This window comes from Bordetella petrii (assembly GCF_000067205.1).
In the GTDB taxonomy this organism is placed as follows: Bacteria; Pseudomonadota; Gammaproteobacteria; order Burkholderiales; family Burkholderiaceae_B; genus Bordetella_A; species Bordetella_A petrii.
Window position 1 is genome coordinate 2,655,646 of the sequence record NC_010170.1, and the last position, 24,655, is coordinate 2,680,300.

Below are 24,655 nucleotides of genomic sequence, written 5' to 3' on the forward strand. Positions count from 1 at the left end.
CGAGCCTCAGGCGGCCTGCCGCTGCGCCTGGCGGACTTCCTGCAGGCGCGCCGCGGCGTCGCGCAGCGCGGTGCGCAGCCCCTCTTCCACCACCGGATGGTAGAACGGCATGTCGAGCATCCGGGCCACGGTGAGCTGCTGCTGCGCGGCCCAGGCCAGCAGATGGCCGATGTGCTCGGCCGCCGGGCCGACCATTTCGGCGCCCAGGAACTGTCCGGTTTCGTTGTCGGCGTACACGTGCAGGATGCCCTTGTTCTTGAGCATGACGCGCGAGCGGCCCTGGTCGCCGAAGTCGACTTCGCCGGTCACGAAGCCGCCTTGCGGCAGGCGCGCATAGGGCGTGCCAACCATGGCGATCTGCGGATCGGAAAACACGACCGCCAGGCCCGCGCGCCGCAGCCCGGGCTGCACGTCCGGATAACGCGCCGCGTTGGCGCCGGCGATGCGGCCTTCATCGGCGGCCTCGTGCAGCAGTGGCGCGTCGGCGTTAGCATCGCCAGCAATGAAGATCGGCGCCGCGCCAGCCTGCAAGGTGTTGCGGTTGAACTCGGGCACGCCGCGGGCGTCGCGCGCCAGGCTGGTGTGATGCAGGTCGAGTCCGTCCACGTTCGGCCGCCGGCCGGTGGCCACCAGCGCGTAGTCGAACAGTTCAGTGCGTTCGGTGTTGTCCAGCGCCACGTAGCGGACTTCGACCTGGTCGCCCACGCGCGTCGTGGACAGCACGCGCGCGTCCGGGTCCAGGTAGAACTCGTCCTGGAAGCTGCGGCGCGCGCGCTGGCGCACCACCGGGTCGCCCAGTCCGCCCAGGCTGCCGCTGACGCCGAATACCCGCACTCGCACGCCCAGCCGGGCCAGCGCCTGGCCCAGTTCCAGGCCGATGACGCCAGGGCCGAACACAGCCACGCTGCGCGGCAGGTCTTGCCAGGCGAATACGTCGTCGTTGACGACCAGGCGGTCGCCCAGCGCAAGGAACGGCGGCGGCACCGAGGGCCGCGATCCCGTGGCGATGACCACGCTGGCCGCGCGCACTTCGACGCGCTCGTCCACGCGCAGCACGGTATCGGATACAAAGCGCGCATAGCCGGCGAGCTTGTCTTCGGCCGGGATGTTCTCCACGCCTTCCAACACGAACCCGACAAAGCGGTCGCGCTCGCGGCGCACCCGCTCCATGACTGCGCGGCCGTCTACGCGCACCGCGCCGTCAATGTGCACGCCGAACGGCGCCGTGTGGGCGGCAGAATGCGCCGCCTCGGCCGCCGCGATCAGCAGCTTGGAAGGCATGCAACCCACCCGCGCGCAGGTTGTGCCGTACGGGCCGCCTTCGATCAGCAGCGCGCGCTTGCCGGCGGCGCGGGCGGCGCGATAAGCCGCCAAACCAGCCGTGCCGGCGCCAATGACGGCGATATCGGTATGCAGAATATCCATGACTGTCCCATGCTGGACCAGCGCCGCGTGGCCGCGCCGGCAGAGTAAACCGTAAGGTAAGAAGTGTGCTGGCATCCGGCGTCCTCGTGACGCCGGATGCCGCGCGGGCGAGGCTGTGCCTGTCCGCTGCGGGGAACTACAGGTATGCCTTCAGGTCTTCCAGGCCGCCTACCAGGGTGCCGTTGATGAAGACTTGCGGGGCCGTGCCCTTGCCCGAGATCGCGCCGATGACCCGGCCGCGCACCTTGTGCTCGAGCGGAATCTCGATCGGGTCGTAGCCCTTGTCGGCCAGCAGGGCCTTGGCTTCGATGCAGAACGGGCAACCCGGCTTGGAAAACACCACCACCTGATCGGGCTTCTTCGCCTGCGGGGCGATATAGGCCAGCATGGTGTCGGCGTCCGAGACTTCGAAGGGGTCGCCTTCTTTCTGCGGTTCGATGAACATCTTTTCGATCACGCCGTCTTTCACCAGCATCGAATAGCGCCAGCTGCGCTTGCCGAAGCCGAGGTCGCGCTTGTCGACCAGCATGCCCATGCCTTCGGTGAAGTCGCCATTGCCATCGGGCAGCAGCGTGATGTTGCCGGCCTCCTGGTCCTTGGCCCATTCGTTCATGACGAAGGTGTCATTGACCGACACGCATACGACAGCGTCCACGCCTACGCTGGCGAACGTCGACGCCAGCTCGTTGTAGCGCGGCAGGTGCGTCGAGGAGCAAGTGGGGGTAAAAGCGCCAGGCAGCGAGAAGACCACGACGGTCTTGTTCTTGAACAGGTCGTCGGTGCTGACCTGCTTCCATTCGTTGTCCTGGCGGATGGGGAAGGTCACGTTGGGGACCCGTTGGCCTTCGCGATTCTGCAGCATTCAATCATCTCCTTGAGGGGGTTTGGCGGCCTCGCCACCATGAAAGAGATGATAAATGCGGGCTATCAATATAACAAATTTAATTATTTAACTTAATTGATAGCCAAGGCCAATCGGGCCACCCGCCCAGTGTCCGCCTTATGCCAGCGGCTGCACGTCGTAGCCCGCCTGCTCGATGGCGGCGCGCACCGGATCGGCGGCGGGCGCATTGTCGACCGTGACGCGGTGGGCGGCAAGATCGGCCGTAACGCGGGCGCCGGGCACGGCTTGCTGCACCGCCTGGGTGATGGTACTGACGCAATGACCGCAGGTCATGTCGGGAACGGTGAATTGGAAAGACATGGCAGCTCCTGTAGAACGAAAGAATAAAACATGGGCCAAGCCCACGAGACGGAACCAGCTTAAACCTTCCCATCATGGCAAAGTCAAGCGTAAAATGGGCTTGACCTTCCCATCATGGGAAGGATGAAACTGTCGGCACATTCTCTTGCCGGAGCCGCAGCATGACTGCCCCTACCCTAGTCCAGACTGAACTCGCCATCGAAGGCATGACCTGCGCCTCATGCGTCAAGCGGGTAGAAAAAGCCTTGTCGGCCGTGGCCGGCGTGGGCGCGGCCAGCGTCAACCTTGCCACCGAGAGCGCCCGCGTCGAACATGACCCGGCCGCCGACGCCCAGGCGCTGGTGGCCGCAGTGGCGCGCGTGGGCTACACGGCCCATCCCATTGCCGCTCAGGACGGCCACGAGGCCCGCCAGGAACAGGCGCGCGCCGACGAGGCGCGCAGCTTGCGCCGCGCCTTCACCGTAGCCCTGGTGCTCACCCTGCCCGTTTTTGTGCTGGAAATGGGCTCGCATATTTTTCCCGCCATGCACCATTGGGTGGCCACGCGGCTGGGCACGCAAAACAGCTGGCTGCTGCAGTTTGCGCTGACCACCGCCGTGCTGGCCTGGCCGGGCCGGGTTTTTTTCACTAAGGGGCTGGCCGCGCTGTGGCGCCGCGCACCCGAGATGAACTCGCTGGTTGCGGTGGGCGCGGGCGCGGCCTGGGCTTATTCCGTGGCGGCTACCTTTGCTGCGCAATGGCTGCCCGCCAACGCACGCTACGTCTATTACGAAGCCGCGGCCGTCATCGTCACGCTCATTCTGCTGGGACGCATGCTGGAAGCTCGCGCCAAGGGGCGCACCGGCGCGGCCATCAAGCGCCTGATCGGCCTGCAGCCCCGCACCGCGCGCGTGCTGCGCGACGGCCAGGCGCACGACGTGCCCATTGAGCAGGTGCGCCGCGGTGAGCATGTCGTGGTGCGCCCCGGCGAGAAGATCCCCATCGACGGCGAGATCATCGAAGGCAGCTCGTACGTCGACGAGTCCATGTTGACGGGCGAACCAATGCCCGTGGAAAAGCGCGCCGGCATGCGTGCCACCGGCGGCACGCTGAACACCTCGGGCAGTTTCACCCTGCGCGTCACGCACACGGGCGCCGACACCATGCTGGCCCGCATCATCCACATGGTGCAGACGGCCCAGGGCGCGAAGCTGCCTATCCAGACACTGGTGGACCAGATTACCGCCTGGTTCGTGCCCGCGGTCATGGCGATCGCGCTGCTGGCTTTCGCGGCCTGGCTGGCGTGGGGCCCCTCGCCGGCGCTGCCGCTGGCCCTGGTCAACGCGGTGGCCGTGTTGATCATTGCCTGCCCGTGCGCCATGGGCCTGGCAACCCCCACTTCCATCATGGTGGGCACGGGCCGCGCCGCGGATCTGGGCGTGCTGTTCCGCCAGGGCGACGCGCTGCAGGCGCTGCGCGATGTCGAGGTCGTGGCGTTCGACAAGACCGGCACGCTGACACTGGGCAAGCCGGCCCTGGTGGGCCTGCAGGCCGCGCCGGGCTTCGACGGCGACCAGGTGCTGGGCTGGTTGGCCGCGGTGCAGGAACGTTCCGAGCATCCCATCGCCCGCGCGATCGTGGCGGCCGCGCGCTCGCGCGGGCTGCCCGCCCTGCCCGCCGACGACTTCCAGGCTGTGACCGGCGCCGGTGTGCAGGCACGGGTGGACGGCCGGCGCATCGTGGCGGGCGCCGCGCGACTGATGGCTCAACACGCCGTCGACCTGGCGGTATTCGGCGAGCAGGCGGCAGACTGGGGCGCCGAAGGCAAGACCCCCGTGTATGTGGCGGTGGATGGACGCGCGGCCGCGCTGGTGGCGGTGAGCGACCCGCTCAAGCCCTCGGCGGCCAGCGCCATCAACGCATTGCATGCGCTGGGCATCAAGACGGCGATGATTACTGGCGACAATGAACTGACCGCGCGCAGCGTGGCGCGGCAACTGGGCATCGACGAGGTGCGCGCCGAGGTGCTGCCCGATGGCAAGGTCGCGGCCATCGAGGCGCTGCGCGCCGGCGGCCGGAAGCTGGCCTTCGTGGGCGACGGCATCAACGATGCGCCGGCGCTGGCCGCGTCCGACGTGGGCATTGCCATCGGCACCGGTACGGACGTGGCGATCGAAGCGGCTTCGGTCGTGCTGATGGCCGACGACCTGCACGGCGTGCCCAACGCCATCGGACTCAGCCGCGCCACCCTGGCTAATATCCGCCAGAACCTGTTCTGGGCCTTTGCCTACAACGCCGCGCTGATTCCGCTGGCGGCCGGGGCGCTGTATCCCGCGTTCGGCCTGCAACTGTCGCCCATTTTCGCGGCGGGCGCCATGGCCCTGTCCAGCGTGTTCGTATTGGGCAACGCGCTGCGCCTGCGCGCCTACCGCCCCGCCCATCCGCCTGCCCATTCACCAGCCCGCGAAGACCAGCCATCATGAATATCGGACAAGCCGCCAGCGCCACGGGCATCTCGGCCAAGATGATCCGCTATTACGAAAGCATCGGCCTGATCGGCCCGGCCACGCGCACCGAGTCCGGCTACCGCGTATACAGCGAGCATGACCTGCATACCTTGCGGTTCGTGCGGCGCGCTCGCGACCTGGGCTTCTCGGTAGAACAGATGCACGAACTGCTGGCGCTGTGGCGCGATCGCGGCCGTGCCAGCGCCGACGTCAAGCGCATCGCGCTGAGCCATGTAGAAGGCCTGGAGCGCAAGGCCGCCGAACTGCAGCAGATGGCCGACAGTCTGAGGCACCTGGCGCGCCATTGCCACGGGGACAGCCGCCCCGAGTGCCCCATCATCGAAGAACTGGGCGGCGGCGCGGGCTGAGCGCGCCGTACCGCGACGCCCGCGCAACCGGGGCCGCGCTGCAAACCGGGTAGCGATTACGCGGCCGCTTCGGTGTCTTTCTGCCGGGCTTTTTCCTGAGCCGCCAGCACCTCGCCGGCAGGCAGCGATTCGAACACCGCAATCGATTCCACGTGGCCGGTGTGGGGGAACATGTTGATCACCCCCGCGCTCTTGAGCACATAGCCGCCTTCGTGAACCATGATGGCCGCATCGCGCGCCAGGGTGGCCGGATTACAGGACACATATACGATGCGACGCGGCCGCTCGTCCGGACCCAGCAGCGCCAGCGCCTGCGCAACCGCCTGCGCGCCCTCGCGCGGCGGGTCGATCAGCATGCGGTCGAAGTATCCCAGGCCGCGCAACCAGTCCACGTCGACCTCGAAGAGGTTCAGCGTCGCGAAGCGGGTGCGGCCAGCCAGGCCGTGCCGGTCAGCCGCGGCCAGGGCCCGGTCGGTGAGAGCCTTGCTGCCCTCTACCCCGACGGCTTCACGGCCGCGCGTGGCCAGCGGCAGCGTGAAATTGCCCAGCCCGCAGAACAAGTCGGCCACGCGGTCTTCGGGCTGCACGTCGAGCAGCATCAGCGCGCGCGACACCATCGCACGGTTGATGGCGTGGTTGACCTGGGTGAAGTCGGTGGGCCGGTACGGCATGCTGAGGCCGAACTCGGGCATGGCATAGGACAGCGTGTCGGCGTGCTCGGGTTCGAGCGGATGCACGGTGTCGGGCCCCTTGGGTTGCAGCCACCATTGCACGCCGTGCTGTGCGGCGAACTGGCGCAGCACGGCCAGGTCGCCATCGGTCAGGGGTTCGAGGTGGCGCAACACCAGCACCGTGGCCTGGTCGCCCAGCGCCACTTCGATCTGCGGCATGCGGTCGGGCGTCGACATCGCGGCGATCATGGCGCGCAGCGGCATCAGCATGGCGCTGACGTGCGGCGGCAACACGTGGCATTCGCGCATGTCGGCCACATAGCTGCTCTTGCGCTCGTGGAATCCCACCAGCACCCCGCCCTTTTTGGGCACTACGCGCACCGACAGGCGCGCCCGGTAGCGGTAGCCCCAGGTGGGGCCGTGCAGCGGCGGCAGGACGCGCTGCGGGCGCAGCTTGCCGACGTGCCAGAAGGTGTCTTCGAGCGCGCGCTGCTTGATGGCCACTTGCGCGGAAGGCTCCAGGTGCTGCATGGCGCAACCGCCGCACACGCCGAAATGCGGGCAGCGCGGCGCCACCCGCAGCACCGAGGGGCGCAGGATATCCTCCACGCGGGCAATTTCATACGAGGGCTTGCGCCGCACCGTTTGCGCGGTGACGCGCTCGGTGGGCAGCGCGCCCTCGACGAACACGACCTTGCCGTCGCGGCGGGCGATCCCCCGGGCTTCGAGGTCCAGGGATTCGATATTCAGTGCTTCGGCCATCTCTTGTGCAATCCAGGCTGATACAGGCAACCGGGCATTGTAAAAGAGGAAGCCGGGGCACGCCGCCGCGGCCGCAATGCCCTAGAACGACCGGGCCACCGAAAACACCGCGCCCAGGCGGCCGGACGGATGGCCGTTCTTGGTGGGCAGCCAGTTGTCCGCGCTTGCGCCCACGGCGGCCAGGCCCAGCACCCAGCCGTTCAGGTCCTTGGTGACGCCAAGCTTGTAGTCCACGTAATGGCCGAGCGAATCGCCGTCCATGTCGACCTGCTTTTTCAGCTTCTGGTAGCCCACGTGCGCCTCCAGCCCCCAGCCATCGCCCAGGTCGAAATTGGCGGTGCCATCCAGGTACCAGGTACCCTTGCTGTCCGGCGTGCTGAAGAAATCGCTGGGCGTGTACGAGTACTTCAGCGAGTAGTTCTCGTAGCTCAGGCCCACGTACAGGTCGGTGTTGTTGTAGTTGCCGCCCTTGGGCGACGACGAGCCGGGATAGTAGTAGTACAGCGCGCCGACATCCAGGCCCAGGCCGTGCCCCAGGTCGCCCTTCCAGCCGCCGTAGAAGTCCATTTCCAGGTTGCCTTCGGGAAAGACGAAATCGGACACGTTGGAGTTCCAGTTGCCCAGATAGAAGCCCGAGGAGTGCTCCAGGTCGATCCCCACCTGCACGGCGGGCCGGAAGTTGGTTTGCGAATAGCCGCGGAACCGGTAGTCGCTGACGATGGCGGCGTTGCCGCTGAGCGAAAAGCCCGCGCCCAGGTCGGTGGGTTCGGCGTGGGCTACGGCGGCGAAACCGGCGCAGAGCGCCAGGGGCAAGGCAAGCAGCGTGCGTTTCATGGTGCGGATCCTGTGAGCGGGGAAGGCGCACCGGCGGGACTGCCGGCGCGGGCCGGCTTCTTTTCAACGGAATGACACCGGCTCGATCTGGCTAAAGCAGCTTTCGTGCCAACTTTTCATGCCCCGGCGCAGCCCTGGCGATGGGCCGCTGGCGCACCACCGCGGTGCCGCGTGCGCCAGCGGCGCACGGTTACAGCGCGGCGCGCGCCGGCATGCGCCAGATCGAGGCATGAGAAAAAAAAAGCGCGGCAGGCTGCCGCGCTGGTAAGGTGCCTGCCCCTGCGGAGCCAGACACCTGGTCAGCCGAACGATCAGTTGGCCGGAGCGGTTTGTGCCGCGGGAGCCGATTTGCCGGCGCGGCGCTCTTGCATCTTGGCGAAGCGCTCTTTCATGCGGGCCTGGCGCGCCTTGACCTGGTCGGTAACCTGCTGGCGCTGGCCGTCATTGAGGGTGTCCCAGGCTGCCAGCCATTTGCCGCGCACTTGCTCGGCCTGCTCGCGGAACTGGTCGCGCCCCTGGTCTGCGCGGGCGGCCAGCGCGTGCGGGTCGAGCTTGCCGCTGGCGAGCTGGCTGTCGAGCAGCTCATGCCGCTTGGCGCCCGCGTCGCGCATGGATTTGTGCAGTTCGCCCTGTGCCTGCTTGGCCGCGTCGAAGGCGGCCTGCTGCTTGGCATCGAGCTTGAGCGCTTCGACCTGCTTCTTGGACAGCGGGCCCACGCCGGGGATCAGGAAGCCGTCGTGCAGGCGCATGCCCATGTGGTGGCGGCCATGCTTGCCGCCGTGGTGCCAGCCTTGCTCTTGGCGCACGGAATCGGCGTCGGGCGCCGCCAGGGCGGTCCCCGACAGGCCGGTGGCGGCCATGACGAAACCCAGGGCAGCCAGGGAAGAACGGATCGCGTATCGGGACATAGTGGTCTCCTGAAAAAGTAGAACGCGAGACCATTGTGGGTGCGAGACCGTTACGCACGGATTTCTCGGCCCCGGCCGATATTTCAGTCGGTTGCAGCGGCGCGCCGGCCTCAGGCCGCGTCCCAGGCGGCCAGGTATTCGCGCCAGTGCGCGGCGTTGCTGGCGGCCAGCGTGTCGCGCACCAGGTCGACTTCGGCCTGGTAGGCCGCCGCGTCGAGCTCGCCGCGCAGGAAGCGAAAGCGGCAATACACCAGCCAGGTGTTGACGACGTCGGTTTCGCAGTAGGCGCGCACCTCGTCGGCCTTGCCTTGCTGCCATGCCGGCCAGACCTGCCCGCCGTCCATGCCCAGTTTGCCGGGAAAGCCGCAAAGCTTGGCCAGTTCGTCGAGCGGCGCATTGGCGCGGCCGTTGTACTTGGCCAGCAGGTCCATCAGGTCGATGTGGCGGGTGTGGTAGCGGCTGATGTAGTTGTTGAATTTGAACTCGCGGTCGTCGTCGCCCGTGTCCCAGTAGCGCGGCGCCGGCACGCCATGGATCAGGCTGCGGTAATGCAGCACCGGCAGGTCGAAGCCGGAGCCGTTCCAGCTGACCAGCCGCGGCGTGTAGCGCTCGATGGTCTTGAAGAAGCCGCTGATCAGCGCGGCCTCCGGGTCGTCGGGCTGGCCCAGCGTCTTGACGCGAAAGCCCTGGTCGTCGCGAAACACGCAGCCGATGACCGCGATGCGCTGCAGGTGCAGCGGCAGGAAGTCGTGTCCGACCGCCTCGCGGCGCGCCTGGAAGGCGCGTTCGGCGACTTCGGCGTCGGGCACGTCGGCGCCCCAGCCGTTGAGCTTGCGCAGCCCGTCTACGTCGGGCAGTGTTTCCAGGTCGAAGACCAGCGTGGGCGTCATCGCGGCGGCAGGTACTGCAGCGGATCGACCGGCGTGCCCTGGCGGCGGATTTCGAAATGCAGGCGCGGCGAGGTGGTGTCGGTCTGGCCGACCTCGGCGATCTTTGCGCCGCGCTTGACCGTCTGGCCGGTCTTGACCAGTAGCTTCTGGTTATGCGCGTAGGCGGTGATGAAGCCGTTCTGGTGATTGATGATGATCAGGTTGCCCAGGCCGCGCACGCCGTTGCCGCTGTACATGACCTTGCCGTCGGCGGCAGCGGCGACCGGATCGCCCAGGGCGCCGCCGATGTCGATGCCCTTGGTGCTGCTGTTGAAAGTTTGCGTGACCGGTCCGCTGGACGGCCAGCCCCAGCTGATCAGGGTGGCGTCGGAGGCGCGCGGCGGCGTGGGCACCGGGGCGGGCGTTTGCGCGGGCGGCGTGTTGGCGGCCGGCGGGGTTTCAGGCTCGCCCAGCGGAATGGGCTTGGCCTCGGCGACGGGCGCCGGCGCGGGCGTGGCCGCAGGTGCTGTGGCGGCGCCGCTGCCCGACAGCTTCAGCACCTGGCCCACGGCCAGCTGGGTGGGGTCGCTGATGTTGTTCCAACGCTTGAGTTCGTTGACGTCGACGTTATTGACGCGAGCGATCTGGTACAGCGTGTCGCCAGGCTTGACCACGTAGGTGCCGCCGGGCTGCGCGGCGGCCGGCTGGTTGGACAGGTCGACGACGGGAGCGCGGTTCTTGGTGAACGAGCACCCGGCCAGCAATGCCAGGCTGAATATGCCGGCCAGCCAGGCGGCTCGCGGCAAGTGTGCGGCGCGCGCCGCGGCAAAAGAAAAATCGGTCAGTGGCAACTGCCCGTTGAGCATGTGCTTCTCCTGGTTGCTCAAGATTGTATTCCTGCCCTTAGCGGTACGAAACGCACGGCTTCAAGCTCGGTGCGCTTCCAGCTGGCAGTGCCGGTGCGCTCGATGAGCACCAGCCTCTGGTTGGAGGCACCTTCAGGGGCGATCAGGCGTCCGCCCGGCGCGAGCTGGTCCAGCAGCGCTTGCGGAATGGCCAGACCGGCCGCAGCCACAACAATAGCATCGAACGGCGCCACGCCGGGCAGGCCCAGCATGCCGTCGCCGTGGATCAGGCGCACGCGGGTGGCCAGGCGCAAGGCGCGCAGGTGGCCGCGCGCCAGCTCGAACAAACCCCGGATGCGCTCGATGGCGTGCACTTCGCGCACGAACTGGGCCAGCACCGCGGCCTGGTAGCCGCAACCGGCCCCGACTTCGAGCACGCGCGTGGGGTTGCGGTCTTCGCAGGCCGCGGCGATCATGCGCGCCACCACCCAGGGCTGCGAAATGGTTTGAGAATGGCCGATGGGCAGCGCGGCGTCTTCGTAGGCCCGGCTGGCCAGTGCCTCGTCGACGAACAAATGGCGCGGCACGGCGGCCATGGCGTTGAGCACGCGCTCATCGACGATGCCCTGGGTGCGCAGCCGCTGCACCATGGCGTGGCGCAGCCGGTCTGAGTTCAGGCCCAGGTTGCCGCCCTGCCCGCCTGCGCCCGCCGCCGGCGCGGGCCGCGCCAGCGTGGGGGGCGAGATGCGCGTGTTGCTGTTGGCGGCGGTGATGCCGGGCGCCAGGGACGTGGAGCCGTAGCCCGGGCTGCGTGGGCGCGGCGGGTTGCCGGGAGGCGTCACAGGCTTGCGCATAGCGGCTCCGCCCAGCGCCGGACTTCGTCCAGCTGACTGTGTTGGGTCAGGTCGAGCCGCAGCGGCGTTACCGATACGGCGCCTTGGGCCACGGCGTGGAAGTCGGTGCCGGGCGCCGCGTCGGCGGCCAGGCCCACCGGCCCGATCCAGTAGACCGTGTCGCCGTAGGGCGTGGTGGTGCGCACCACGGGCTCGGACGGATGGCGCTTGCCCAGGCGGGTGACCTGCAGGCCCGCCATGGCCTCGAATGGTCGGCTGGGAATGTTGACGTTGAGCAGCACCGGCGCGGCCAGCTGCTGGGCGACCTGGCGCTCGACGACCTGGCGCGCCACGCGCGCCGCGGCCTCGATGTGCGCCCAGCCCTTTTCCGCCAGCGAGAACGCGATGGCAGGAATGCCGAACAGATAGCCTTCGGCGGCCGCGGCCACCGTGCCTGAATACAGGGTGTCGTCACCCATGTTGGCGCCGTTGTTGATGCCCGACACGACGAGATCGGGACGCGTGTCCATCAGGCCGGTCAGCGCCACGTGCACGCAGTCGGACGGCGTGCCATTGACGCATATGAACCCGTTGGCGGCAGTGCGCACGGTGAGCGGCCGGTTGAGTGTGAGCGAATTCGAGGCGCCGCTGTGGTTGGTTTCGGGCGCCACGACGGTGAGTTCGCCCAGCCCCTGCAGGGCCTGCACCAGCGCCTCGAGGCCCGGGGCGGTATAGCCGTCGTCGTTAGAAACCAGAATTCGCATTGTGCATCCAGAAGAAAGGGCGCTCGATGAAAACGCGACCGATTGTACCGCCCTAAACCCGCCTGCTTTGCATGGCCGTGCACCCACCCTGCCCCGTTGTCCTATGGATAACCCGCAGACGCGGCGCAGGCCCGCGCGGTAGAATCCGCAGCCACGATCCCTTACACAATGGACATTACCCATGGTGCAGACCGCCCCTTCAATTTTCCTCAGTGCCGCGCTCATCGCGCTGGCCTACTTGATCGGGTCGATTCCCTTCGCGGTGGTGGTCAGCAAGCTGATGGGCCTGCAAGACCCCCGCAGCTACGGATCGAAAAATCCCGGCGCCACCAACGTGCTGCGCAGCGGCAACAAGGCCGCGGCCGCGCTGACGCTGCTGGGCGATGCCTTCAAGGGCTGGTTCGCCCTGTGGCTGGCCCAGATGCTGGCGCCCGGCCTGTCGTGGACAGTGTTCGCGCTGGTGGCCCTGGCGGCCTTCCTGGGCCACCTGTATCCGGTGTTCCTGGGCTTCAAGGGCGGCAAGGGGGTTGCCACGGCGCTGGGCATCCTGCTGGCTATCCACCCGGGCCTGGCGCTGGCCACGGCGGCCACGTGGGTCATTATCGCGGTGTTTTTCCGCTATTCGTCGCTGGCCGCCCTGGTGGCGGCATTCTTCGCGCCGGTTTACTACCTGTTCGGCTCGGGTGTCGCGTGGTACGCGCAAGGGCCGGTGGGCGTGGCGCTGGCCATCATTACCCTGCTGCTGTTCTACCGGCATCGCGCCAATATCGCCCGCCTGCTGGCCGGCACTGAAAGCCGCATCGGCGCGAAGAAAAAATAGCCCGGCCCGCGCCCGCTAGGCTGGCGTGCCCGCGCAGATGTCGGCAAGATCCCAGCGCGGCCTGACCGTGAACGCATGCTGGCCGGCCTGCAGCGACGCCAACCCGGCCTTGACCCGCTCGGCAGCCGCGAACGCGATCATGGCGCCATTGTCGGTGCACAGCGCCAACGGCGGGAAATAGGCTCGCGCGCCCAGCGGCCGCAGCGCCTGCGCGAGCAGTTCGCGCAGCAACTGGTTGGCGCCCACGCCGCCCGCCACCACCAGCCGTTTCAGCCCGGTTTGCTTGAGCGCCCGTACGGCCTTGGCCACCAGCACTTCGACGATGGCCGCCTGGGTGGCGGCGGCCAGGTCGGCGCGCGCGGCGTCGTCCAGGCCGCCATCGCGCTCGGCTTCTTTTACGCGCGTCAGCACCGCGGTTTTCAGGCCACTGAAGCTGAAGTCGAGGTCGCCGCTGTGCAGCATGGGGCGAGGCAGCGCGTAGCGCCGCGGATCGCCGCTGGCCGCCAGGCGCGACAGCGCCGGACCGCCCGGATAGCCCAGGCCCATCAGCTTGGCCGATTTGTCGAAAGCCTCGCCGGCGGCGTCGTCGAGAGTTTCGCCCAGCAAGGCATAGCGCCCTACTCCATCGACCCGCATCAGTTGCGTATGCCCTCCGGACACCAACAGCGCCACGAACGGGAAATCGGGGCGAGGGTCGTCGAGCAGCGGCGACAGCAGGTGGCCTTCGAGGTGGTGAATGGGAATGGCCGGCAGCCCGCGCGCCCAGGCAAACGCCTGCGCCACGCTGGCGCCCACCAGCAGCGCCCCGGCCAGGCCTGGCCCGGCGGTATAAGCCACCGCGTCGACATCCTGCAGGCCCAGGCCCGCCTCTGCCAGCACCTGGCGCGCCAACGGCACCGCGCGGCGGATGTGGTCGCGCGAGGCGAGTTCGGGCACCACGCCGCCGTACTCCTGGTGCATGGCGATCTGGGTATGCAGGGCGTGCGCAAGCAGGCCGCGTTCGGTGCTGACGGCGGCCACGCCGGTCTCGTCGCACGAACTTTCGAAGCCAAGAATGATCATGGGCGGAAGTTTACATCTGGTGCGAAAATGGCGGCTTCATAAGCACACACCGTTCAACCACCGGGGAACTGAAAAATGCTGGAGAAGCTATTCCAATTGCGCGAGCACGGTACAAACACCCGTACCGAAATCGTCGCCGGCCTGACGACCTTCCTGACGATGTCATACATCATCTTCGTCAACCCGGACATCCTGTCCTCGACCGGCATGGATCGCAACGCGGTCTTCGTGGCCACCTGCCTGGCGGCGGCGCTGGGCTCGCTGATCATGGCGCTGGTGGCCAACTGGCCCATCGGCATGGCGCCGGGCATGGGCCTGAACGCCTTCTTCGCGTTCACCGTGGTGAAAACCATGGGCTACACCTGGGAACAGGCGCTGGGCGCGGTGTTCATTTCCGGCGTCATCTTCCTGCTGCTCACCGTCACCGGCGTGCGCGCCTGGCTGATCAAGGGTATTCCGCATTCGCTGCGCAGCGCCATCGCCGCCGGCATCGGCCTGTTCCTGGCCATCATCGCGCTGTCGAACGCGGGCATCGTGGTGCCACACCCGGCCACCAAGGTCACCCTGGGCGACCTGCGCGGGCATGCGCCTCTGTTCGCCATTCTGGGCTTCTTCATCATCGCCTCGCTCGATGCGCTGCGCGTGCGCGGCGCCATTCTGATCGGCATCCTGGCGGTCACGCTGCTGTCCATGGCCCTGGGCTACAACGAATTCCACGGCGTGTTTTCCACGCCGCCCAGCCTGGCGCCCACCTTCATGCAGCTGGACATCATGGGCGCCCTGCACACGGGCTTCGTGCACGTCATTCTGGTGTTCGTGCTGGTCGAAGTATTCGATGCCACTGGCACCCTGATGGGCATTGCCAAGCGCGCCGGCCTGGTGCCCGAGGACCGGCCCAACCGGCTCGGTCGCGCGCTGTTCGCCGACAGCACCGCCATCGTGGCCGGCTCGATGCTGGGCACCAGCAGCACCACGGCGTATGTCGAAAGCGCCTCGGGCGTGCAGGCTGGCGGCCGCACCGGCCTGACGGCCCTGGTTGTGGGCCTGCTGTTCCTGGCCGCGCTGTTCATCTCGCCGCTGGCCGGCTCGGTGCCTGCCTATGCCACCGCGCCCGCCCTGTTGTATGTGGCCGGCCTGATGATGCGCGAGCTGATCGAAATCGACTGGAATGACGTATCCGAAGCCACGCCGGCCGCCCTGACCGCGCTGGTCATGCCGTTCACCTACTCCATCGCCAACGGGCTGGCGTTCGGTTTCATCAGCTACGTCGTGCTCAAGACCTGCACCGGCCGCGGCCGTGAAGTGCACGCCGCCACCTGGCTGGTGGCCGCGCTGTTCGTGATTCGCTACGCGTTCTTTCCGGGGTAGCCGGGCGCGGGGGCCGGGCGTCGGGTTCGGCAGACGCTTGCGCCGCTGTATTGCAGGAAGGCGTGCCGAGCTGACGGTGTCAGGCACCCTGCGGGAGCCTGACACCTGGCCATGTGGCATCGAATCTGCGGCTGCCGGCACGCCGCTTGCGGGGGCCATTGACTCAGGCTATCGACCCGATCGACCACAAGGTTGATCCGGCAACGGATTGATTTCGCCGATACACTCTCCATGTATAGAGCAGGCGCCCGTCGATCCGGGCGCTTTCTTGTCATGACCTGGAGACCCACCCCATGACCGAACTGGCCCGCGTGCCGTTTTCCGTACTCGACCTCGCCCCCATCGTGCAGGGTGGCGATGCCGCGGGCGCCTTCCGCAATACGGTCGACCTGGCCCGCCATGTGGAGCGCTGGGGTTACCGTCGCTTCTGGCTGGCCGAGCACCACAACATTACCGGCGTGGCCAGCAGCGCCACCGCGGTGCTGATCGGCCAGGTCGCGGCGCACACCCATACCCTGCGCGTCGGATCTGGCGGCGTCATGCTGCCCAATCACGCGCCGCTGATCATCGCCGAACAGTTCGGCACGCTGGAAAGCCTGTTTCCCGGCCGCATCGACCTGGGGCTGGGCCGCGCGCCCGGCAGCGACGGCGCCACCCAGCAGGCGCTGCGGCGCGGCCCGCGCAGCGGCCTGGAATTCCCGGCGCTGCTCGACGAACTGCGCGCCTTGCTGGCCCCCGAGCGGCCCGGCCAGCCGGTGCGCGCCATCCCCGGCGCCGGCCTGGACATCCCGATCTGGCTGCTGGGTTCGAGCGATTTCAGCGCACGCCTGGCGGCAGAGCTGGGCCTGCCGTTCTCGTTCGCGGGCCATTTCTCGCCCGAAGGCATGGCCGCCATGCGACTGTACCGCCATCTTTTCAAGCCGTCGGCCGCGCTGCAGCGGCCGTATGCGATGATCGGCGTGCCAGTCATCGCTGCCGACACCGACGAGCAGGCCCAATACCTGGCCACCACGCAGCAGCAGAAATTCTTGTCGCTGATCCGCGGCAACCGCCTGCCGCTGCAGCCGCCCGTGGACAGCATGGAGGGCATCTGGAACGAATGGGAACGCCAGGCCGTGCAACAGAAACTGGCCGCCTCCATCGTGGGCAGCGCCGAGACCGTCAGGCAAGGCCTGCAGGCGCTGGTCGCACAGACCGAGGCCGATGAAGTCATGATCGTTTCCGACTTTTATCACCATGCCGATCGCCTGCGGTCGTACGAAATAGTCGCCTCGCTGAAGAACAGCGCAGGCACGGCCACCCAGGCCGCCTAGGCCTGTACAGCCCGCCCGACCGGGCGGGGAACCGCGCGGGCCACCCCCGCCCAACCGGCCGATCCGGCCATCGACGCCGCCCACCCGGCGGCAAGGACGCCAAACATGAGCAGCATCGTTGAACTGACCAAAGATTCCTTCCAGGAAGCCATCACGCCCGACAACACCCTGATCGTCGACTTCTGGGCGCCCTGGTGCGGCCCTTGCCGCGGCTTCGCGCCGGTGTTCGAGCAAGCCGCCGAACAGAACCCCGACGTCACCTTCGCCAAGGTGAACACCGACGTCGAGCAAGAACTGGCCGGCGCGCTGGGCATCCGTTCCATTCCCACCCTGATGGTGTTTCGCGAGCAGGTCCTGCTGTTCTCGCAGCCCGGCGCCCTGTCGGCCGGCCAGCTCGACGAGCTGCTTGAGAAGATCAAGGCAGTGGACATGGCCAAGGTGCACCAGGAAATCGCCGCCGCGCAGGACGGCAGCGAGAAGTAAGGCCCGCCCGGCACGGGCGCGCTATGACGCCGGCGGGTCTTGCTCCTGCCAGCGGGCGCGCCCGCGCGTGATGTCGGCCACGATGCCGGCCAGCCCGTCCAGCGCTTCGCGCGGGACGGCCAACGCCAGCGCCACCCCGTCGCCGTCGAACGATTCGGCCTGCACCGAGGCGCCCGCCTGGGCGATGCGCGCCCTGAGCAGCGGCAGTTCAGCGTAGTCGCAGCGGCATGTGACGGCCACGGTTTCGATAATGGGCACGCGCGGGCCGAGGCGCAGGCATTGCGCCGCGCAACCGCCGTAGGCGCGCACCAGGCCGCCCGCGCCCAGCTTCACGCCGCCGAACCAGCGCACCACCAGCACCGCGACCCGATCCAGCCCCTGCCCTTCGATGGCTTGCAGGATGGGACGCCCCGCGGTGCCACCCGGCTCTCCGTCGTCGTTGAAGCGATACGCCTGCCCGATGCGATACGCCCAGCAGTTGTGGGTGGCGGTCGGGTCGCTGTGCGCGGCAAAGAATGCCATTGCCTCGGCCACGCTGGCCACCGGGCCCGCATGGGCTTCGAAACGGCTTTTCTTGATGTCTTCGTGGTAGGCGCAGGCAGCGCCGAGTGTGTCGCTCATATGCCGTGATTGTAGGCGGCAGGCACGCGGCCGCGCGCCTCAGCCGTGGCAGTCGGGCACTTCCTGGTCCAGGTAGACGTCAAAGGCGACGTCGCGCGCCCATTTGCGAACCATGGCCTGCCAGGCGCCCTGCTGGCGCCACTGTTGCATGGCGGCGGCCAGCCAGCGCACCGAAGCCTCGTCGCCCGCGCGCGCCAGCCACACCCGTTCGGCCACCGGGCCGTCGGCCGGCAACGTGGCCGAGAATTTCTTCCATTCGGGAAATTGCATCAACGGGCCCCATGCGGCATCGTCGATGAGGCCGATGTCGCAGGCGCCCTCGCGTACCGCCACCAGCGCGTCGGACGGCACCCGAAAGGTGCGAACCGTGGCTCCCCAATGCGCCGCCAGGGCCTGGGCCTGGAAGGCGGCGCTGGACATGCAAACACTACGGCCCTTGACCTGCGACCAGCGGCGCAGCGCCGTGTCGCTGCGAATGACCGCCTTGGGGCGGGCCTGGTAGCCGGCCGGCACCAGCGCCACGTTCGGGTCATCGAGCCCCGCGTCCGATTGACCGGCGATGCGGTCGGCCAGCAGCAGGTCGACCGTGCCGTCGGCCAGCGCCGCGGCGCGCTGCTGCGGCTCGACCTGCACCACCTTGACCGGCAGGCCCAGCCGCTCGCCCAGCCGTTCGGCCAGCACCGTGTCCAGCCGCTCGGGCGTGCGCACCTTGGCGCCCGCCGCGGCGGGCGGGGCCAGGTACGGCACGCCCACCACCAGGACGCCGCGCTCGCGGGCCTGGGTAAACGGCTGGCCGGAGGATTGGGCCGCCGCCGGCGCGGACATGCCCAGCAGGCCGGCCAGCGCGGCCAGAGCCAGGGCCGGCCGGCCACAACGAAGAAGGAAGCGCAACCAGGGCTTCATGGCTTGCGGCGGGCGCGGGCCCGCCGTTCCTTTTTAGACGTACTGATACCGCAACAGACGGTGCTTGAGGTTTTCCAGCACGAACTGGTCGATCAGCGCCGCCAGGATGGCGATGACCAGGATATTGGCCATTACCCCCGTCATGTCGGCGATTTCGCCCGAGTAGGCCAGCGAACGGCCCAGCCCCTTGCCGAAACCGATGAGCATCTCGGCCGAGATCAGCGCGCGCCATGCGTTGCCGAACGCCAGCTGCGCGCCGGTGATGAGCTCGGGCATGACTGCCGGCAGGTACACGCGCTTGATCAGGCCCCACGGCGTGGCGCCCATGACGCGGGCCGCCGACACGTGCACGCGCTGCACCGACTCGGTGGCGTTCATGACGCTGAGCGCGGCGGGGAAGAACGCCGCCAGCGCCACCACCACGATGATGGGCGTATTGCCGAAACCCATCACGATGAGAAACAGCGGCACCCAGGCAATGGACGGGATCGACTGCAGGATGACGATGGCGCTGCGCAGCACTTCACGAAAGAAGTACAGCACGGCCGCCACCAGGCCGAAGCCGATGCCCGCCAGCAGCGCCAGGCCATAGCCGGCGCCCAGGCGCCCCAGCGTGCCCACCAGGCTCTGGTGGAACGACGCTTCGCCCAGGTCCCGCACCAGCCGGCCCACCACGGTGGGCACGCCCGGCATCAGAAAATCGGGCAGCGCCCAGGCGGCCGCCTGCCACAGCAAAAAGATGAAGGCCACGCCAAGCACCCCGGCGAGGTGCTTGCGCAGGCCGGTTACACGGGTAGAGGAGCTCAAAGCTTGCGCGCCTCTTGCCAGGACAGGTCGACGATGCTGGACACGTCGTACGGCTTGCCGTCACGCGTCTTGAGCGAGCCCTGGTCTTGCAGGATGCCGGCGATTTCCTGCATGCGCGCGGTGTCCTTGTCGGTGAGCTTGGCGGTGAAGACCTGGGTCTTGATCGCTTCGGTGATCACGGTTTCGCGGGGCAGTTCGCCACGTTCGAGCGTCTTGAGCGTGGGTTCGGCGATGAAGTACGACGCGATCAGCTTGGCAGCCTGCTCGGGCTTCTGCTGCAGCAGGTCGATGGCGGCCTTCTGCGCGTCGAGCGCCTTCCAGACGTCGTCTTTGCGCTTGTCGAGCACCTCGCCCGAGGTGATGACGACCATGCACGGGAACGGCCAGGCCTGGCCCACTTCGTAGATCTGCTTGACCGGGGCCACCAGCTGGGCAATGCGGTCGTAGGGCTCGAACAGGAAAGCGGCGTCGACGCGCTTGCCCACCAGCGATTGCACCGCCACCGCGGGGCTGACGCCCATGATGTTGACATCGGACGGCTGCAGCTTGCCTTCTTTCAGCACCACGCCCTTGAGCACCACGTCGGCCGTGCTGCCTTCTTTCTGCGAGGCCAGGGTCTTGCCCTTGAGGTCGGCGATGTTCTCGATACCGGCATCGTCACGCACCACCAGCGAGTGATAGCCTTGCTGCGCGCCGCCCACCACCTTCAGGTCGGCGCCCTTCGAGGCCCAGGCCACCGCGTTGGTGAAGCCCAGCACGCCGATGTCGGCCTGGCCGCCCACGATGGCCTTGATGAGATCGGTACCCGACTTGAATTCGATGAGCTCGGTGTCCAGCCCCTCTTTCTTGTAGAACTCGCCTTCTTGCGCCACGATGGCCTGGGCGTCGTCCATGACGCGCAGATAGCCGACGCGGAATTTCTCGGCGGCCATGGCCGGGGCGGCCGCCACCAGCGCCGCGGCCAGCGGCAGGGCCAGCCATTGCTTCAATTTCATGATGTGCTCTCCAGTGCTTGGAATAATGGGTATGTTATGTAGATCGGGAACGGGCCGGCCGCGCCGGCGGCGGAGTCGCCGAACGCGCGGCGGGCGCTCAGGCCGCCAACGCCACGTCGCCTTCGGCGACCTGGATGCCCAGCAAACTCAGGATTTCGCGCTTTTCGCCGGCCAGATCGGACAGGTCGTGCGTCTTGCGGCGATGCTTGAGGTTGAACTCGCGCAGCACCCGCGCCGGACGCGGGCTGAACACCACGATGCGGTCGGCCAGGAACAGGGCCTCGTCGACGTCGTGGGTCACCAGCAGCACCGAAGGTTTTTCCTGCTGGATCAACTGGCGCAGCACGTCTTGCAGGCTGAGGCGCGTGAGCGCATCGAGCGCGCCAAACGGCTCGTCCATGAGCATGGTCTTGGGTTGGGCGATGAAGGCGCGCGCCAGCGCGGCGCGCTGGCGCATGCCGCCCGAGACTTGTTGAGGGTAGTAATTTTCGAAGCCCGCCAGGCCGACCCGGGCCAACCAGGCCACTGCCTTCTCGCGCGCCTCGGCCTTGGCCACGTTCTGGAATTCGAGCGCCAGCGCCACGTTGTCGCGTAGCGTCAGCCAGGGGTACAGCGCGTGTTCCTGGAACACCAGCGTGCGGCTGGGATGCGGCCCGGCCACCGGCTTGCCGTCGGCCAGCACCTGGCCCTGGCTGGGTTTTTCCAGGCCGGCGGCCATATGCAGCAGGGTCGACTTGCCGCAACCCGACGGCCCCACCAGGGCGACCAGCTCTCCGGTCTTGAATTCGCAGGAGAACCCGTCCACGACTTGCAGTGCGCCGAAGTTCTTGTGGACGTGGTCGAAAGTAAGGTTCATGTGACGGGCTCGCGCGCGGGGCGTGGGATAGAGAAACCCTAATCTAACAACCCGTTATATGAATCCAAACTATATTTTTAGAATTCATTAACAACTAACGGTTATATGAAAATGCGATTGCCCTGCCCGTTCTCTTACCCCTCGATGCCGCGCGAGGCCAGGTAGTCTTCGTAGCCGCCGCGGTAATCGACGATTTCGCCGCTGGGCAGGATTTCGATGACGCGGGTGGCCAGACCGGACACGAATTCGCGGTCGTGCGACACGAAGATGAGCGTGCCCTGGTACTTCTCGAGCGCAAACTGCAGCGACTCGATGGATTCCATGTCGAGGTGGTTGGTGGGTTCGTCGAGCAGCATGACGTTGTGGCGGCCCAACATCAAGCGGCCGAAGGTCATGCGGTTTTTCTCGCCGCCCGACAGCACCTTGGGCGCCTTGGGCAGGTCGTCGGCCGAAAACAGCAGGCGGCCCAGCACCGAGCGGATAGATTGATCGTCATCGCCCGGCTGCCGGTATTCGCCCATCCAGTCGAACAAATTGATGTCGGTTTGCTGGAACTGGTCGGAGACGTCTTGCGCCATGTAGCCGAGGTCGGCGTTATCGGACCACTTGATAGTGCCCGAATCAGGCGCCAGGTCGCCCGCCAGCATGCGCAGCAACGTGGTCTTGCCCACGCCGTTGGCGCCGATGATGGCGATTTTCTCGCCGGCGTCGATCATGGCCGAAAAATCGCGGATGACCGGCGCGTCGTACGACTTGGACAGGTTCTCGATGGTGGCGGCCAGGCGGTGCATGACCTTGTTCTGCTCGAAACGGATGTACGGGTTCTGGCGCGACGAGGGCTTGACCTCGACCTGCTCGGCCTTGATGCGGTCGATCTGCTTCAGGCGCGAAGTAGCCTGGCGCGACTTGGACTTGTTGGCCGAGAAGCGGCGCACGAAGTCCTGCAGTTCGGCCACCCGCTCCTTGGCCTTGGCGTTGTTGGCCACCAGGCGCTCGCGGGCCTGGGTGGAGGCCAGCATGTAGTCGTCGTAGTTGCCGGGATAGATGCGGATTTCGCCATAATCCAGGTCGGCCATGTGGGTGCACACCTGGTTCAGGAAGTGGCGGTCGTGGCTGATGATGATCATGGTGCTCTGGTAGCCGTTAAGCACCGTTTCGAGCCAGCGGATCGTGTTGATATCGAGGTTGTTGGTGGGCTCGTCGAGCAGCAGCACGTCGGGGTTCGAGAACAGCGCCTGCGCCAGCAGCACCCGCAGCTTCCAGCCCGGCGCGATTTCGCGCATGGGCAACTGGTGCTGGTCAACGCCGAATTCCAGGCCCAGCAGCAGTTCGCCGGCGCGGGCTTCGGCGGTATAGCCGTCGTACTCGGCGAACTTGGCCTCGAGTTCGGCCGCGCGCATGTAGTCGTCTTCGGTAGCCTCGGGGTTGGCGTAGATGGCGTCGCGCTCGGTCATGGCGGCCCACATTTCAGTGTGGCCCATCATCACGACGTCGAGCACGCGCTGGTCTTCGAAGGCGAACTGGTCCTGGCGCAGCTTGCCCAGCCGCACGCCGGGTTCCAGCGAGACGTTGCCGGCGGACGATTCGAGGTCGCCGCCGATGATTTTCATGAAGGTCGACTTGCCCGAGCCGTTGGCCCCGATCAGACCATATCGGTTGCCTTCCCCGAACTTGACGCTGACGTTCTCGAAAAGGGGCTTGGGGCCGAACTGGATAGTGAGATTGGCGGTAGAAATCACGGGTTATGTATATAAGAAGTCGAAACGCCCGCAATGCGCGGGCTAAACCCGGTAGTGTAGCAAGCCCCCGGTTTCCCGGCCCGGCCCGGCCCCGCGCGCCAGCCCGCGTGCATTGACCCGCGCCGTTCCTGTCCGTTGGGGTCGGCCAGCGGCGCCGGCGCGTTGGCCGGCGGGGCAGCCTGCGCAGCAGGCCGAGGGCGCGTGGTTGCGCCCGAGCCCGACGGACGGGCGCCAGCGCCGCTGCCGACCCCAACGGACAGGAACCACCCGGAACGAACCCGGAACCGCCTCAAAACAGACGCCATACCAGGCCTCAGAGCCTCCCAAAAACCCAACCTTCAAACCTCAAGCAACAAGCACAAAATCCCCTCCCCGCCCCATAGGGGTTATTCCCGACCGTCAGACAATTGTCAGAATACGTTCAGCACGGTTTAATCCGGATGCGTCCTATGTTTGCGCTATCAACGTATTAACGCCGCCTGCGGACGCCCTGCTACATGCATTGCGCTTTGTCCTTGCTTCATGCTGCCCCACACGTTGTTCACAACAAGCTGGTTCATGCAGTTCACTCTGGAGACAACAAGCCATGCAACACCCCGCCTCTTCCCGCCGCCGTTTTATCGCCGGCGCCACCTCGGTCGGCGCCGCCGCGTTGGGATTTCCCGCCATCAGCCGCGCCCAGGGCTCGCCCATTTCCCTGCGCTTCCAGAGCACCTGGCCTTCCAACGACATTTTTCACGAATTCGCGCAAGATTACGCCCGCAAGGTCAATGACATGGCCGAAGGCCAGCTCAAGATCGAAGTGCTGCCCGCCGGCGCGGTGGTAAAAGCCTTCGACCTGCTGGACGCCGTGTCGGCCGGCACACTGGACGGCGGCCATGGCGTGGTGGCCTACTGGTACGGCAAAAACACCGCCGTAGCCCTTTGGGGATCGGGCCCGTCGTTCGGCATGGACGCCAACATGCTGCTGGCCTGGCACGAATACGGCGGCGGCAAAGAGTTGCTGGCCGAGATCCAGCAAGCCATGGGGGTCAACGTCGTGTCGATGATGTACGGCCCGATGCCCACGCAGCCCTTCGGCTGGTTCAAGAAGCCGGTCACCAAGACGGACGACGTCAAGGGCCTGAAGTTCCGCACCGTGGGCCTGGCCATCGACATGTATTCGGCGATGGGCGCGGCGGTGAACGCCCTGCCTGGCGGCGAGATCGTGCCGGCCCTGGACCGTGGGCTGCTGGACGGCGCCGAATTCAACAATGCCTCGTCCGACCTGGCCCTGGGCTTCCAGGACGTATCCAAGATCTGCATGCTGCAGAGCTTTCACCAGAGCGCCGAGCAGTTCGAGATTCTGTTTAACAAGAACAGATACGAAGCGCTGCCCAAGCATCTTAAGCACATCCTGGCCTACGCGGCCCAGGCCGCCAGCGCCGACATGTCCTGGAAAGCGGCCGACCGCTATTCCTCCGACTACGTCAAGCTGCAGAAAGAGCACAACGTCAAGTTCTACAAGACGCCCGATGCGATTCTGCAGCAACAGCTCAAGATCTGGGACGACATGATCGAGAAGCGCTCGGCCGAGAACCCGCTGTTCAAGAAAGTGCTGGAGTCGCAGCGCGCGTTCGCCCAACGGGCCGGACGCTGGCACAACGATACGTCCGTGAATTACCGGATGGCGTTCAACCACTACTTCGCGCGCAAACCCGCGGCCTGACCCGCCGCCGG

General features: G+C 67.1%; 24 protein-coding genes. 7 read left to right on the plus strand and 17 right to left on the minus strand.

Going from position 1 to position 24,655, the window contains the following annotated elements:
• Window positions 1–6: 6 nt before the first annotated feature.
• The 3 genes from BPET_RS12825 to BPET_RS12835 form a co-directional block, all read right to left on the minus strand.
• Window positions 7–1,425, minus strand: coding sequence for a dihydrolipoyl dehydrogenase (locus BPET_RS12825; RefSeq protein WP_041862883.1), 1,419 nt, complete (start codon window positions 1,423–1,425; stop codon window positions 7–9).
• 136 nt (window positions 1,426–1,561) lie between these two features.
• Window positions 1,562–2,287, minus strand: a complete 726-nt coding sequence (locus BPET_RS12830; protein ID WP_012249448.1) for a glutathione peroxidase — start codon at window positions 2,285–2,287, stop codon at window positions 1,562–1,564.
• A gap of 138 nt (window positions 2,288–2,425) precedes the next feature.
• A complete protein-coding gene (locus BPET_RS12835; protein ID WP_012249449.1) occupies window positions 2,426–2,629 on the minus strand; it encodes a heavy-metal-associated domain-containing protein in 204 nt (67 codons plus the stop codon).
• Window positions 2,630–2,790: 161 nt separating this feature from the next.
• On the opposite strand from BPET_RS12835, the gene BPET_RS12840 reads away from it, so the two are divergent.
• Window positions 2,791–5,091 carry a heavy metal translocating P-type ATPase gene (locus BPET_RS12840; protein ID WP_012249450.1) on the plus strand — a complete coding sequence of 767 codons (2,301 nt, stop codon included), beginning with the start codon at window positions 2,791–2,793 and terminating at the stop codon, window positions 5,089–5,091.
• Complete coding sequence (gene cueR, locus BPET_RS12845; RefSeq protein ID WP_012249451.1) at window positions 5,088–5,483, plus strand: Cu(I)-responsive transcriptional regulator; 396 nt, start codon at window positions 5,088–5,090, stop codon at window positions 5,481–5,483. Before BPET_RS12840 ends, cueR begins: the two co-directional genes overlap by 4 nt.
• A gap of 56 nt (window positions 5,484–5,539) precedes the next feature.
• Here cueR and rlmD read toward each other — a convergent pair whose 3' ends face one another.
• From rlmD to surE, 7 genes are all read right to left on the minus strand, one after another.
• Window positions 5,540–6,916: a 23S rRNA (uracil(1939)-C(5))-methyltransferase RlmD gene (rlmD, locus tag BPET_RS12850; RefSeq protein ID WP_012249452.1), complete on the minus strand. Its 1,377-nt coding sequence runs from the start codon at window positions 6,914–6,916 to the stop codon at window positions 5,540–5,542.
• An 81-nt stretch (window positions 6,917–6,997) separates the two neighbouring features.
• A complete protein-coding gene (locus tag BPET_RS12855; RefSeq protein ID WP_012249453.1) occupies window positions 6,998–7,750 on the minus strand; it encodes a TorF family putative porin in 753 nt (250 codons plus the stop codon).
• Between the two features lie 311 nt (window positions 7,751–8,061).
• Window positions 8,062–8,658, minus strand: coding sequence for a hypothetical protein (locus BPET_RS12860; RefSeq protein WP_012249454.1), 597 nt, complete (start codon window positions 8,656–8,658; stop codon window positions 8,062–8,064).
• A gap of 110 nt (window positions 8,659–8,768) precedes the next feature.
• Entirely contained in the window at window positions 8,769–9,548 is a 780-nt protein-coding gene (locus BPET_RS12865; protein WP_012249455.1) for a 3'-5' exonuclease, read from the minus strand.
• Window positions 9,545–10,393, minus strand: coding sequence for a peptidoglycan DD-metalloendopeptidase family protein (locus tag BPET_RS12870; protein ID WP_012249456.1), 849 nt, complete (start codon window positions 10,391–10,393; stop codon window positions 9,545–9,547). The genes BPET_RS12865 and BPET_RS12870 overlap by 4 nt, the downstream gene beginning before the upstream one ends.
• 17 nt (window positions 10,394–10,410) lie before the next feature.
• Window positions 10,411–11,226, minus strand: coding sequence for a protein-L-isoaspartate(D-aspartate) O-methyltransferase (locus tag BPET_RS12875; RefSeq protein WP_012249457.1), 816 nt, complete (start codon window positions 11,224–11,226; stop codon window positions 10,411–10,413).
• Window positions 11,211–11,969 (minus strand): 5'/3'-nucleotidase SurE, encoded by a 759-nt coding sequence (surE, locus tag BPET_RS12880; RefSeq protein WP_012249458.1) that lies wholly within the window; start codon window positions 11,967–11,969, stop codon window positions 11,211–11,213. The genes BPET_RS12875 and surE overlap by 16 nt, the downstream gene beginning before the upstream one ends.
• Before the next feature lie 181 nt (window positions 11,970–12,150).
• Between surE and plsY the strand changes: the two genes are divergently transcribed.
• Window positions 12,151–12,789 carry a glycerol-3-phosphate 1-O-acyltransferase PlsY gene (plsY, locus tag BPET_RS12885; RefSeq protein WP_012249459.1) on the plus strand — a complete coding sequence of 213 codons (639 nt, stop codon included), beginning with the start codon at window positions 12,151–12,153 and terminating at the stop codon, window positions 12,787–12,789.
• 15 nt (window positions 12,790–12,804) lie between these two features.
• Here the strand turns inward: plsY and tsaD are convergent, their stop codons facing one another.
• Window positions 12,805–13,851 carry a tRNA (adenosine(37)-N6)-threonylcarbamoyltransferase complex transferase subunit TsaD gene (gene tsaD, locus BPET_RS12890; protein ID WP_012249460.1) on the minus strand — a complete coding sequence of 349 codons (1,047 nt, stop codon included), beginning with the start codon at window positions 13,849–13,851 and terminating at the stop codon, window positions 12,805–12,807.
• A gap of 75 nt (window positions 13,852–13,926) precedes the next feature.
• On the opposite strand from tsaD, the gene BPET_RS12895 reads away from it, so the two are divergent.
• From BPET_RS12895 to trxA, 3 genes are all read left to right on the plus strand, one after another.
• A complete protein-coding gene (locus tag BPET_RS12895; RefSeq protein WP_012249461.1) occupies window positions 13,927–15,219 on the plus strand; it encodes an NCS2 family permease in 1,293 nt (430 codons plus the stop codon).
• Between the two features lie 293 nt (window positions 15,220–15,512).
• The gene (locus BPET_RS12900) at window positions 15,513–16,532 is read left to right on the plus strand and encodes an LLM class flavin-dependent oxidoreductase (RefSeq protein ID WP_012249462.1); all 1,020 of its coding nucleotides are present in this window, start codon (window positions 15,513–15,515) and stop codon (window positions 16,530–16,532) included.
• Window positions 16,533–16,637: 105 nt separating this feature from the next.
• A complete protein-coding gene (trxA, locus tag BPET_RS12905; protein WP_012249463.1) occupies window positions 16,638–17,015 on the plus strand; it encodes a thioredoxin in 378 nt (125 codons plus the stop codon).
• A 21-nt stretch (window positions 17,016–17,036) separates the two neighbouring features.
• Here trxA and BPET_RS12910 read toward each other — a convergent pair whose 3' ends face one another.
• The 6 genes from BPET_RS12910 to BPET_RS12935 all read right to left on the minus strand — a co-directional run bounded on the left by BPET_RS12910 (window position 17,037) and on the right by BPET_RS12935 (window position 22,936).
• On the minus strand, window positions 17,037–17,636 hold the full coding sequence (locus BPET_RS12910; RefSeq protein WP_012249464.1) for an IMPACT family protein: 600 nt from the start codon (window positions 17,634–17,636) through the stop codon (window positions 17,037–17,039).
• A gap of 39 nt (window positions 17,637–17,675) precedes the next feature.
• Entirely contained in the window at window positions 17,676–18,539 is an 864-nt protein-coding gene (locus tag BPET_RS12915; RefSeq protein WP_012249465.1) for a transporter substrate-binding domain-containing protein, read from the minus strand.
• A gap of 33 nt (window positions 18,540–18,572) precedes the next feature.
• Window positions 18,573–19,346, minus strand: coding sequence for an ABC transporter permease (locus BPET_RS12920; protein ID WP_012249466.1), 774 nt, complete (start codon window positions 19,344–19,346; stop codon window positions 18,573–18,575).
• Entirely contained in the window at window positions 19,343–20,341 is a 999-nt protein-coding gene (locus BPET_RS12925; protein WP_012249467.1) for an ABC transporter substrate-binding protein, read from the minus strand. The genes BPET_RS12920 and BPET_RS12925 overlap by 4 nt, the downstream gene beginning before the upstream one ends.
• Before the next feature lie 97 nt (window positions 20,342–20,438).
• Window positions 20,439–21,197, minus strand: coding sequence for an ABC transporter ATP-binding protein (locus tag BPET_RS12930; protein ID WP_012249468.1), 759 nt, complete (start codon window positions 21,195–21,197; stop codon window positions 20,439–20,441).
• A gap of 134 nt (window positions 21,198–21,331) precedes the next feature.
• Window positions 21,332–22,936 carry an ABC-F family ATPase gene (locus BPET_RS12935; RefSeq protein WP_012249469.1) on the minus strand — a complete coding sequence of 535 codons (1,605 nt, stop codon included), beginning with the start codon at window positions 22,934–22,936 and terminating at the stop codon, window positions 21,332–21,334.
• Between the two features lie 586 nt (window positions 22,937–23,522).
• Here BPET_RS12935 and BPET_RS12940 point away from each other — a divergent pair.
• Window positions 23,523–24,644, plus strand: a complete 1,122-nt coding sequence (locus BPET_RS12940) for a TRAP transporter substrate-binding protein (protein WP_012249470.1) — start codon at window positions 23,523–23,525, stop codon at window positions 24,642–24,644.
• The last annotated feature ends 11 nt before the right edge of the window (window positions 24,645–24,655 follow it).